Source organism: Thermobifida fusca NBRC 14071 = JCM 3263, from assembly GCF_001592045.1.
Taxonomy (GTDB): domain Bacteria; phylum Actinomycetota; class Actinomycetes; order Streptosporangiales; family Streptosporangiaceae; genus Thermobifida; species Thermobifida fusca.
The window spans coordinates 1-11,954 of the sequence record NZ_BCWB01000022.1; the positions used below are offsets into that span (position 1 = coordinate 1).

The following is an 11,954-nucleotide window of genomic DNA, read 5'->3' on the forward strand; positions in this document are numbered from 1 at the left end:
CGCTCCAAGACGAACTGCTGCGGATCTGGGAGCGCACCGGCAAAACCATTCTCTTCGTCACCCACAGCATCGACGAAGCGGTCTACCTGGGCCAGCGGGTGGCTGTGATGACCTCGCGACCCGGGCGGATCAAGACCGTGCTCGACATCGACCTCGACCGCAGCGTCGCAGAGGACCCGCGCTCCGACCCGGCCTTCCGGCGGTACCGGCACGCCGTCTGGGCGGAGCTGCGCGGCGAGGTGACCGCTGCCCAGCAACTCGAACGGACCGTCCCCTCGTGGAAGGACCGCCCTCATGACTGACACGCTCGCTCCCCCCGCCCCCGCCGCCCACCCGCGCGGCCAGGACCGGCCCGCATCACCACCCACCGGGCAGTTCGCCCGGCTGGCCGCGCTGGGGGCGAGACGCTGCGCTGCCCCCACCGCCTTCCTGCTGCTGTGGGAGCTGGCCCCACGGCTTGGCCTGGTGGACCGCGTCTTCCTGCCGCCGCTGAGCGAAGTGCTCGACACTCTCCTCGTCCTGGTCCGCAATGGCCAGATGGGAGAGCATGTGGCCGCGAGTCTGGGCCGGGGCCTGACCGGATTCCTCATCGCCGTGGCCACGGCGATCCCGCTCGGCATTCTGGTGGCCTGGTACCGGCCAGTCTGCGACCTGCTCGCCCCGCTGCTGGAAGTGTTCCGCAACACCGCGGCACTGGCCCTCCTCCCGGTCTTCGTGCTCCTCTTCGGGATTGGCGAGACGTCCAAGATCGCGCTGGTGGTCTACGCGTGCACCTTCCCGATCCTGCTGAACACCATCACAGGGGTACGCACCGTGGACCCGCTGCTGGTCAAGGCCGCGGTCTCCCTCGGCTTTTCACCGGTGAGCGTGTTCACCAAAGTGGTCCTGCCCGCCGCAGTCCCCTCCGTGTTCACGGGGATCCGCATGGCGGGCACCTCCTCGATCCTCGTCCTGGTGGCCGCAGAAATGGTGGGGGCCCGCTCCGGGCTCGGCTACCTCGTCCAAGCCTCCCAGCTCAACTTCCAGATCACCCACATGTACGCGGGGATCATCGCGATCGCCGCGGTAGGCCTGCTCCTCAACCAGCTCCTGGTGTCCCTGGAACGGCGCTTCTCTCGCTGGCGCCTCGACCATGTCTAACCCATCCACACGAACAGGAGAAGTCATGCCCCAGGCTGAACGGCAGATGCACCTCAACGCTTTCCTTATGGGCGTCGGCCACCACGAGGCCGCGTGGCGGCACCCCCGTACGGAGGCGTCCCGTATCTTCGACGCCGCGCACTTTCAGGAGCTGGCACGTATCGCCGAGCGCGGCAAGCTCGACGCGGTCTTCTTCGCCGACACCCTGGCGGTCGGGCACCGCCTCGAGCACAACGTCACCACGGTTTTCGAACCGATCACCCTGCTGGCCGCGATCGCCGCGGTGACCGAGCGGATCGGTCTCATCGCCACCGCGTCCACGGGGTACAACCACCCGTTCACCCTGGCCCGGGCGTTCGCGTCGCTCGACCACATCAGCGACGGCCGGGCCGGGTGGAACATTGTCACCTCCGGTGGTGCCGACGAGGCAGCGAACTTCGGCCTCGACCAGATCCCCGAGCACGGGGAGCGCTATGCGCGCGCCCACGAATTCCTCGAGGCCGCAGTCCGGCTGTGGGACAGCTGGGAAGACGACGCGATCGTGCTGGACGAGGCGAGCGGAACCTTCGCCGTCCCCTCCCGGGTCCACCGCGTCGACCACACCGGGCATCGGTTCACCATCCGGGGGCCGCTCAACAGCCCGCGGCCTCCGCAGGGCCGCCCGGTGCTGGTTCAGGCAGGCTCCTCCGAGGACGGCATCGCCTTCGCGGCCCGTTGGGCGGAGGCCGTGTTCACCGCGCAGCAGACCTTGGAGGAAGGCCAGCGGTTCTACGCCGCCCTCAAGGGCCGGCTCGCTGCCCACGGCCGTTCCCCCGATGAGCTCAAGGTCCTGCCGGGAATCGTGCCGTTCATCGCCGATACCGAGGCCGAGGCCAAAGCGTTGGAGCAAGAGTTCACGGAGCTCATCTCCCCTGCCTACGCGCTGCGGCAGCTATCGCAGATGCTGGGGATGGATCTGACCGAGCACTCCCTGGATGCCCCGCTGCCGCCGCTTCCGCCGGTGCACGAAATCCGCGGCAACCAGAGTCGATTCCAACTGGTAGCAGACTTGGCCCAGCGCGAGTCGCTCACCGTGCGGCAGCTCATCGCCCGGCTCGGCGGAGGGCGCGGCCACCGCACGTTCGCGGGCACCCCTGAGCAGGTGGCCGACGAACTGGAGACGTGGTTCACGCAGGGAGCAGCCGACGGGTTCAACGTCATGCCTCCCTACCTGCCCGGAGGCCTGGAGGATTTCGTCGACACGGTGGTGCCCATCCTGCAGGAGCGCGGACTGTTCCGCACGGACTACACGGGACGGACCCTGCGGGAGCACTACGGGCTGCAACGGCCTGCCGGAGTCTTCACCCGTTCCTCCGGCGCACAGGTCGCGGTCTAATCCTTCCCTTCGCGGCCTGCCGCAGCAGCAATGCGGCAGGCCGCTCCCTGAGCGGGCGCGCAGCCGGGCATGGCCGCGGTTCGTACGGAAAACAGGTTCCTCCAACCCATAAAACCGACTAAATTAGTCGAGAATCATTTCGCCTCCCGACCCGAAAGGTCCGTCCCATGCGTGCCCTGGTCCTCCTGGCACTAGCGGGCTTCCTCGCCCAACTCGTCGACGGCAGTCTCGGCATGGCCTACGGCGTCACCTCCACCACCCTGCTCCTGCTCATCGGTACTAATCCGGCTGCCGCCTCGGCTACGGTCCACCTGGCGGAGATCGGCACCACGCTCGCGTCAGGTATCGCCCACTGGCGGCTCGGTAACGTTGACTGGAAAGTGGTGGGCCGGATCGCTGTGCCGGGGGCGATCGGGGCTTTCGCTGGGGCGACCTTCTTGAGCAGCCTGTCCACGGAGACCGCCAAGCCGGTGATGTCGGCGATCCTGCTGGTCCTCGGGGTGTACATCCTCATCCGCTTTACCGCCTGGGGGGTGTCCACCCGCGACCTCAACAAGCCTGTACGCCGGCGCTTCCTCGTCCCGCTGGGCCTGTTCGGCGGATTTGTCGACGCGACCGGAGGCGGCGGCTGGGGTCCGGTGGGCACGCCCGCCCTGCTCGCCAGCGGGCGTATCGAGCCCCGCAAAGTCATCGGCTCCATCGACACCAGCGAGTTCCTCGTCGCCCTCGCTGCCAGCGCCGGATTCCTCGTCGGACTCGGCTCTGCCGGAGTGAACCTGGGCTGGGCGGTGGCGCTGCTCATCGGCGGTGTCGTCGCGGCTCCCATCGCCGCGTGGATCGTCCGGGTCTTCCCGCCGCGAGTCCTGGGGTCCGCGGTCGGCGGGCTGATCCTACTCACCAACACCCGCACCATTCTCAATAGCGACTGGGTCGCTGTCTCCGGTCCGACCCAGACCGCGATATACGCGATCATCTGGCTGGTCTGGCTCGGCGCAGTCGCCTGGTCGGTCCGCGCCCACCTGGCCGACCAGCGTGCCGCGGCCGTCATAGAGACGCCGCCGGTCCCCCGCCCCGCGCCGGTGGAAGACTGACGCCCACTCGCTGGCGGGGGACCCTGCCGGAGCGGTGCCCCGCGGGCTATTTCCCTCAGGTCAGGACGGTTCCTGGCCTTCGTCTTTCTGCTGGACTCGTTCCTGCTGGCCCACCAGGGGTTCCCGCGTGGGATGCAGCCGGTGGCCGTGGTGCAGGTCGAAGGCGGGCCGCTCGGAGCGGATCCGCGGCAGCGACGTAAAGTTGTGCCGCGGCGGCGGGCAGGAGGTCGCCCACTCCAAGGAGGCGCCGTAGCCCCACGGGTCGTCTCCGTGGACCTTCTCGCCGTGGCGGGCCGTCCACCAGACGTTGTAGAGGAAGATGAGTGTGGACGCGCCCAGGATGAACGCGGACACCGACGAGATCTGGTTGAGCAGGGTGAACCCGTCCGACGGCAGGTAGTCCGCGTAGCGGCGCGGCATGCCTTCCGCACCCAGCCAGTGCTGTACCAAAAACGTGCCCTGGAAACTGAGGAACAGAATCCAGAAGTGCCACTTGCCCAGCGTCTCGTTGAGCTTCCTGCCGGTGAACTTCGGCCACCAGAAGTAGAAGCCCGCGAACATCGCGAACACCACAGTGCCGAACACCGTGTAGTGGAAGTGGGCCACCACGAAGTACGAGTCGGTGACGTGGAAGTCCATGGGCGGGGAGGCCAGGATCACCCCGGTGAGGCCGCCAAGCAGGAAGGTGGCGAGGAAACCGATAGCGAACAGCATCGGCGCTTCGAAGGTGAGCTGGCCGCGCCACATGGTGCCGATCCAGTTGAAGAACTTCACGCCGGTCGGCACCGCGATGAGGAAGGTCATGAAGGAGAAGAACGGCAGCAGGACCGCGCCGGTGGGGAACATGTGGTGCGCCCACACGGTCATCGACAGCCCGGTGATCGCCGCGGTCGCCCCCACCATGCCCTTGTAGCCGAAGAGCGGCTTGCGGCTGAACACGGGGATGACTTCGGTGACGATGCCGAAGAACGGCAGCGCGATGATGTACACCTCCGGGTGGCCGAAGAACCAGAACAGGTGCTGGTACATGACCGGGCCGCCCACCGCGGGGTTGAACACCTGCGCCCCCACGATCCGGTCCGCGGCCAACCCGACCAGCGCCCCGGTGAACACGGGGAAGGACAGCAGCACCAGGATCCCGGTGAACAGCACGTTCCAGGTGAAGAGCGGCAGGCGGAACATGGTCATGCCGGGGGCGCGCATGCACAGGATCGTGGTGATGAAGTTCACCGACCCCAGGATGGTGCCCAGACCGGCGACGATCAGGCCGAGCGTCCACAGGTCACCCCCGATGCCCGGGGACCGCACCGCGTCCGCTAGCGGCACGTAGGAGAACCAGCCGAAGCTCGCCGCACCTCCGGGGGTGACGAATCCGAGGAGGACGGTGAGGCCGCCGAACAAGAACAGCCAGTAGCTGAACATGTTCAGCCGCGGGAACGCCACATCGGGGGCGCCGATCTGCAGCGGCACGACGAGGTTGGCGAACCCGGCGAACATGGGTGTGGCGAACAGCAGCAGCATGGCGCCGCCGTGCACCGTGAACAACTGGTTGTAGGTCTCGTTGTTCATCAACTGCAGGCCGGGGAACAACAGTTCGGCCCGGATCAGCATCGCCATGATGCCGGCCGCCAGGAAGAAGAAGAACGCGGTGGCGACATACAGATAGCCGATGACCTTGTGGTCGGTGGCGGACAGCCATGAGGCGAGGACCGCCCCTTTGGGCCGTTTCCGGGGTGCCGCGGTGGTCGGTTGCACCACGTCTGAGGCAGTCATGGTCGTCACTCACCCTTTCTCTGCATCATTGCGGTCCCGGAACAGGGATTGCGGCGCATACGGCCGTGCGGGCTCGCCTTGAAGGAGCACCCAGCGGACTCGGCTGCCGGTTGGTGGGCGGCGTTGTGGGACGCGGGAGCATCGCCCGGTGCGGGACCGTTGCGGTCCGAAATCGGGTGCGCTGCTCCCGGCTGCTTCGTGGACTGGGTGGCTGGGGCACTGTCACTGGAGACGGCCCCCGCTCGGCGAAACGCAGCGGAGTCCGCGGGAAAGCGGACGCTGCAGGGCTGGGCGAGCCGAGCCGGCTGTCCTGGGCTGGCAGGGGTTCCCTGCTGGAGGCCGGGGTGGGCCGCCTGTCCATGGCGGCCTGTCCGCGCTCGGGCCTGCATCCGCTGCAGCCCGGGCCGGGGCGGACGAAGCTGCGGTCTCCGTCGCAGCACGACCTGGTCACGTGTCTGCTCCTGCCGTCGTCGAGCAGTTCGGTGACGGTGTCGATGCCCTCCACGCTTCGCCGTTCTGCCAGCGTCCCCGACGCGATCTGGGTCATGGCGTCCGGACTATCCCCGGCGTGGGCGGCCAAACCCTTGGCACGCCACCAAATTCAGCGGCATCGACCCGCCTGCCACGCCTCAGCGTGCCCGGTCAGTGTCCGCCGGCAGCGGAGGCACTGCCTGCCATGACCAGGTTTCGACCGTGTCTTTCCCTGCCGCCCAAAACCTTGACCTCAACTTTGGTTGAGGTTTTAGGCTGCCGCGCGTCGGTCACGGCGTGGTTTCCTCGCCCGCCCCATTCCTGTTTCTGGCTGAAAGGTCGGTGCCCGTTCCATGAGCATGGAGATGACGGCGTGGCACGCGCTGTACCACACCACCCAGGCCCCTGAGGAGCGGCGCCCGCTGTCCTTGGCCACCCTGCGGAGGATCGGGGGATTCGCCCGCCCGCACGCGGCGCTGCTGGGCTCTTTTCTGGTGTGCAGCGTGCTTGGCTCGGTGCTGGCGGTGGCGACCCCGGTGGTCGCAGGCCAGGCAGTCGACGGCATCGTCGGGGGTGCCCCCATCGGCGTTGTCGGGGGATGGGCGCTGCTCATCGCCGGTATCGCCCTGGCCGAGGCGGGGGTGGGGCTGGTCGCGCGGTGGCTGTCGGCGCGGATCGGTGAAGGGCTCATCCTGCGGTTGCGGACCGCAGTCTTCGACCACGTACAGCGCATGCCGATCGCTTTCTTCACCCGCACCCACACGGGTGCTCTGGTCAGCCGGTTGAACAACGACGTCATCGGCGCACAGCGGGCGTTCAGCGACACCCTGTCCGGTGTGGTGGGCAACGTGGTGACGCTGGCGTTGACCCTGGTAGTGATGGTGGGGCTGTCGTGGCAGGTCACGGTGGCGGCACTGGTCCTGCTGCCCGTGTTCGTGCTGCCCGCGCGCCGCGTGGGTTTCCGCCTTGCCCGGCTGGAGCGGGAGGCGGCCGAACACAATTCGGCGATGAGCACGCGGATGGCCGAACGCTTCTCCGCTCCCGGGGCAGCCCTGGTCAAGCTGTTCGGGGACCCAGGGCGGGAGTCGGCGGAGTTTGCTGCCCGAGCCACGCGCGTCCACGACATCGGAGTGCGCCAAGCCATGCTGGAGCACGTGTTCTTCACCGCGCTGACCCTCGTCTCCGCGCTGGCGTTGGCGCTGGTCTACGGGCTGGGTGGCTTTTTTGCGCTGCGCGGCCACCTGGATGCCGGGGCGGTGGTGGCGCTCGCCCTCCTGCTGACCCGCTTGTACGCTCCGCTGACGGCCCTGGCGCATGCGCGAGTGGAGATGATGGGGGCGCTTGTCAGCTTTGAGCGGGTTTTCGAGGTCCTGGACCTGGAACCGCTCATTCAAGAGCGTGCGGCTGCCCGAACGGTGCCGGAGGGGCCGGTGTCCGTGGAGTTTGACCGGGTACGGTTTGCCTATCCGGCCCCGGACGAGGTTTCGCTGGCCTCCTTGGAGGAGGTGGCGCAGCTGGAGGCGCGCGGCGGAGCGGACGTGCTGCACGGTGTGTCGTTCCGTGTGGAACCGGGGCAGCTGGTAGCCCTGGTCGGGTCCTCGGGGGCGGGAAAATCGACGATTGCGCACCTGTTGGCTCGGTTCTACGACGTGGACGAGGGCGCGGTCCGGCTGTCCGGGGTCGATGTGCGGGACCTGTCGTTTGCGTCCCTGCGTGCCACCGTGGGCATGGTGCCCCAAGACGGGCACCTGTTCCACGACACCATCCGCGCTAACCTGCTGCTGGCTCGGCCGCAGGCGAGTGAGGAGGAGCTGTGGGAGGCGCTGCGTCGGGCACGGGCTGCTGACCTTGTCGCGGCGCTGCCCGACGGTCTCGACACGGTGGTGGGTGAGCGTGGTTACCGCTTTTCCGGCGGGGAACGCCAACGGCTCGCCCTTGCCCGGCTGCTGCTGGCTCGGCCCCGCGTAGTGATCTTGGACGAAGCCACCGCGCACCTGGACGCCGACTCGGAAGCACAGGTCCAGGAGGCGCTCGCCGAAGCACTGGCGGGACGCACCGCGCTGGTGATCGCCCACCGGTTGGCCACGGTCCAGACCGCCGACCTCATCGTGGTGGTGGAGGACGGGCGGATCGTGGAACGAGGCACCCACGTCGAACTGCTCGCCGCGCGCGGCCGCTACGCGCAGCTCTACTGGACCCAGTTCGCGCAGCCCGCAGGGGGGCAGGCCGCCGACGGCTCGTATGCGTGAGGTTTCTCTCCCGCAGGCCGTGGCTACAACGCCTCAGCTCGCCCTAGGGTGGCTTCCGAAAGCCGTATCCCCGCAGTTCAGGTGCGTTCTTTCCTGGCGGCACCGTTGTGCACCCCGACAGCCGAGGCTGGCGGACACCACCGGGCACCCCACCCCCACAAAGATGTGATCTGCACCTCGGTCAAGCGTGACTCAAATCTTCCAATGAGCATTGTCATGGTTTACGCTCAAACATTACAACGCTCATTGTTTCAATGGTCATCGACGAGAGGTAGTGCTATGGGCTCCACGGCAACGCCCGCAGCGCCCCACGTGCGGATCGCGATCATCGGATCGGGATTCGGCGGGATCGGACTGGGCGTCCGCCTCCGCCAGGCGGGCCAGACCGACTTCGTCATCTTGGAACGCGCCGGCGACGTCGGTGGAACCTGGCGCGACAACACCTATCCCGGATGCGCCTGCGACGTTCCCTCCCACCTGTACTCGTTCTCTTTCGCCCCCAACCCGCACTGGCCGCGCAGCTTCTCCGGCCAGCCGCACATTCGCGCCTACCTGGAGGACGTGACCGACCGGTTCGGCCTGCGTCCCCACATCCGGACCGGCCACGAGGTCGTGGAAGCCCGCTGGGACCCTGCCCAGCTGCGCTGGACCGTCCGCACCACCGCCACCACCTACACCTGCGACATCCTGGTGAGCGCTGCCGGGGCGCTCGCCGACCCCGTCATCCCCGACATCCCCGGCCTGGACGGCTTCCCTGGACAGGTGTTCCACTCCAGCCGCTGGAACCACGACCACGACCTTGCCGGCGAACGCGTCGCGGTGATCGGCACCGGAGCCTCAGCCATCCAGATCATCCCCGCCATCCAGCCCCTGGTGCAGCGGCTCGTCGTCTTCCAGCGCACCCCCGCCTGGGTGATGCCGCGCGCCGACCGTCCCATCACCCGCCTGGAGCAGTGGCTGTTCCGCACCATTCCCGCCACCCAGAAACTCGCCCGGGCAGGCGTCTACCTCACCCGCGAATCCATGGTCGGCGCCTTCGTGCGCTACCCCGCCCTGCTTCAAGCCGCCACCGTCGTCGCCCGTGCCCACCTGCGCCGCGCTGTCCGCGACCCGGAACTCCGCGCGAAACTCACCCCCGACTACGTCATGGGGTGCAAACGCATCCTGCTGTCCAACGACTACTACCCGGCGCTGAGCCGCCCCAACGTGGACGTAGTCGCCTCCGGTCTGCAGGAAGTGCGGGGCAGCACCCTGGTCGCCGCCGACGGCACCACCCACGACGTGGACACCGTCGTCTTCGCCACCGGTTTCCACGTCACCGACATGCCGATCGCCAACCGTATCTACGACGGCGCGGGACGATCGCTCGCCGACCACTGGCGGGACGGCATGAGCGCCCTGCGCGGCACCACGGTCACCGGATTCCCCAACTTCTTCCTCATCGTGGGCCCCAACACCGGGCTGGGCCACAGCTCGATGATCTACATGATCGAATCCCAGCTGAACTACATCCTGAGCGCCCTGCGCCACCTCGACTCGACCGGAAGCGCAGCGCTCGAACCTCGCCGCTCCGCCCAAGACGCATGGAATGCCCGGCTCCAGCAGCGGATGCGGCGCACTGTGTGGGCCCGGGGCGGCTGCGCGAGCTGGTACCTCGATGCCCGCGGCTGCAACACCACCCTGTGGCCCGGCTCCACCCTCAGCTTCCGCGCCGCCACCCGCCGGATCGACCCCGCCGAATACCACCTGTTCCCGGCCCGCACCCCCACTGCACCGTCCGCCCCGACCGCACCGGAGGTAGTGTGAGACTCCCCGACACACTCCGCCCGCCCCGCCCCACCCGCGTCCTACGTGTGCGCTCCGCCGACGGCACCATGCTGCACGCTGAAGTCCACGGCCCCGAGGACGCCCCCACCGTGGTGTTCAGCCACGGCTGGACCTGCTCCACCCTGGTGTGGCTCCCCATCCTGCGTGTCCTCGGCGACAGCATCCGCGCCGTCCTCTACGACCAGCGCGGGCACGGGCGCAGCGAAACTCCGCGCCGCAGCGGCTACAGCACCACGGCTCTTGCCGACGACCTGTGCGCAGTGCTGCATGCCACAGTCCCCCGCGGCACCCGGGTCGCCGTCGTCGGCCACAGCATGGGAGGCATGACCCTCATGGCCGCAGCGGACCGGCCCGAATTCCGCTCCCGGGTGGCGGCTGCGCTGCTCGCCAGCACCGGCAGCCACGAGCTGGTCCCCGGCGCCCACGTGGTCGGCGGCCCGTCTCTCTTGCGCTCCGCCTTCCACCGGATGCTGCTCACCGCTCCGCTGCCGCTCGGGCCGATCACCCCGCTGACCCGCGCCGGGCTGCGCTACGTCACCATGTCCCCCGGCTCCTCCCCGGAGATGGTGGACCTGTGCGTCCGCATGGTCCACGCCTGCCGGGCGCTGCCGCGCGCCCGCTGGGGGGCGGTCCTCCGCGACCTCGACCTGTCCGCTGCCGTGCCCCGCCTCGACATCCCCACTCGTGTCCTCGTGGGGACCGCCGACCGGCTCACCCCGCCTTTCCACGCCCGCCGACTCGCCGAGGCCCTCCCCGCCTGCGAGAAGCTCACCCTGCTGCCCGGCCTCGGCCACATGACCCCGCTCGAAGCCCCCGAGCAGGTCAGCGCGGAACTGCAGGAGCTGCTGCGCAGCCACGTCGCCCCGGCTGCCGCCACCGACAGCGCAGCCCCGCCCCTCGAGGAGGCTCAGTGACGAAGCACCGTTTCCCCGACGGCACAGTCGCGGTGGTCACCGGCGCGGCCCGCGGTGTGGGCGCGCTCCTCGCCCGCCGGCTCGCCGCCTGCGGCGCACGCGTAGCCCTCGTCGGCCTGGAACCGGAGGAGCTCGCCACCACCGCGGCAGCATGCGGCCCCGAGTCCAGTTTCTGGGAGGTCGACGTCACCGACCGGGCAGCGCTCGCCGCAGCCGCCCGGGAGATCGAAGACCGGTACGGACGCATCGACATCGTGGTCGCCAACGCGGGGATCGCCGTGGGCGGGCCGTTTCTCGACTCCGACCCTGTCTTCTTCGACCGGGTCATCGAAGTCAACCTGCTGGGGAGTGTGGCGACTGCGCGCGCTTTCCTCCCCGCACTCCTGCGTCACCGCGGCTACCTGCTGCAGATCGCTTCCCTGGCGGCCCTGACCCCCGCTCCCATGATGTCCGCCTACTGCGCCAGCAAATCCGGAGTGGAGGCGTTCGCCCAGGCGGTGCGCGTCGAAGTCGCGCACCGCGGCGTGGACGTGGGGGTCGCCTACCTCAGTTGGACGGACACCGACATGGTGCGTGGCGCCGACGCCGACACGGCCCTGCGGGAACTGCGCAGCCGCCTGCCGTGGCCGCTCAACCGCACCTATCCGCTGCCGCGCACCGTCGACGCCCTCGTCGCCGGGATCGTGCGCCGCGCTCCCCGCGTCTACGGGCAGCGGTGGCTGCCCGCTATGCAACTGGTGCGCGGCATCCTGCCGCCGCTCCTGACCCGGTTGGGCTCCCGGGAGGTGGCCCGCTTGGAGCCGAAGCTCAACGCCACCCGCAACCAGCGCCTCCGCCCGGTCGGCAAGGGCGGTGCCGCTGACGTAGCAGCACAGCACAACAGGAACGCTTCACCCTCCTAGAGGGCTGCGTGCGCCGACCCGGGTGGGGCCCATGTGACATGGTCCACCACCCGGGTCGGCGCGTCTCTATACCCCACCCCCGATGTGCGTTTCTGAGTAATGTATGAGAGTTTTCTGAACATACTCTGAGAGGATCTTGTTCTCCGAGTACGTTCTGCTACGCGACGCGGAGACCGTCTCAGGTACTGGCCCCTGCTTCCGACCGACGCTTG

At 68.8% G+C, this 11,954-nt stretch carries 8 protein-coding genes and 1 pseudogene; 8 read left to right on the forward strand and 1 reads right to left on the reverse strand.

What is annotated here, in order from left to right; translation table 11 throughout:
- The 4 genes and pseudogenes from TF1_RS04765 to TF1_RS04780 form a co-directional block, all read left to right on the forward strand.
- A pseudogene (locus TF1_RS04765) lies at positions 1 to 302 on the forward strand (ABC transporter ATP-binding protein); the annotation flags it as partial.
- Positions 295 to 1,140, forward strand: coding sequence for an ABC transporter permease (locus tag TF1_RS04770; protein ID WP_016188775.1), 846 nt, complete (start codon positions 295 to 297; stop codon positions 1,138 to 1,140). The pseudogene TF1_RS04765 and the gene TF1_RS04770, both read left to right, overlap by 8 nt.
- A 25-nt stretch (positions 1,141 to 1,165) precedes the next feature.
- On the forward strand, positions 1,166 to 2,515 hold the full coding sequence (locus tag TF1_RS04775; protein WP_061783678.1) for an LLM class flavin-dependent oxidoreductase: 1,350 nt from the start codon (positions 1,166 to 1,168) through the stop codon (positions 2,513 to 2,515).
- Between the two features lie 167 nt (positions 2,516 to 2,682).
- On the forward strand, positions 2,683 to 3,606 hold the full coding sequence (locus TF1_RS04780; protein WP_011292120.1) for a sulfite exporter TauE/SafE family protein: 924 nt from the start codon (positions 2,683 to 2,685) through the stop codon (positions 3,604 to 3,606).
- 60 nt (positions 3,607 to 3,666) lie between these two features.
- Here the strand turns inward: TF1_RS04780 and ctaD are convergent, their stop codons facing one another.
- On the reverse strand, positions 3,667 to 5,379 hold the full coding sequence (ctaD, locus tag TF1_RS04785; protein ID WP_061783679.1) for an aa3-type cytochrome oxidase subunit I: 1,713 nt from the start codon (positions 5,377 to 5,379) through the stop codon (positions 3,667 to 3,669).
- 824 nt (positions 5,380 to 6,203) lie between these two features.
- Here ctaD and TF1_RS04790 point away from each other — a divergent pair.
- From TF1_RS04790 to TF1_RS04805, 4 genes are all read left to right on the forward strand, one after another.
- Positions 6,204 to 8,099 carry an ABC transporter ATP-binding protein gene (locus TF1_RS04790; protein ID WP_011292123.1) on the forward strand — a complete coding sequence of 632 codons (1,896 nt, stop codon included), beginning with the start codon at positions 6,204 to 6,206 and terminating at the stop codon, positions 8,097 to 8,099.
- 279 nt (positions 8,100 to 8,378) lie between these two features.
- Positions 8,379 to 9,905 (forward strand): flavin-containing monooxygenase, encoded by a 1,527-nt coding sequence (locus TF1_RS04795; protein WP_011292124.1) that lies wholly within the window; start codon positions 8,379 to 8,381, stop codon positions 9,903 to 9,905.
- Positions 9,902 to 10,840, forward strand: a complete 939-nt coding sequence (locus tag TF1_RS04800) for an alpha/beta fold hydrolase (protein ID WP_011292125.1) — start codon at positions 9,902 to 9,904, stop codon at positions 10,838 to 10,840. Before TF1_RS04795 ends, TF1_RS04800 begins: the two co-directional genes overlap by 4 nt.
- On the forward strand, positions 10,837 to 11,742 hold the full coding sequence (locus TF1_RS04805) for an SDR family oxidoreductase (RefSeq protein WP_016188778.1): 906 nt from the start codon (positions 10,837 to 10,839) through the stop codon (positions 11,740 to 11,742). Before TF1_RS04800 ends, TF1_RS04805 begins: the two co-directional genes overlap by 4 nt.
- The last annotated feature ends 212 nt before the right edge of the window (positions 11,743 to 11,954 follow it).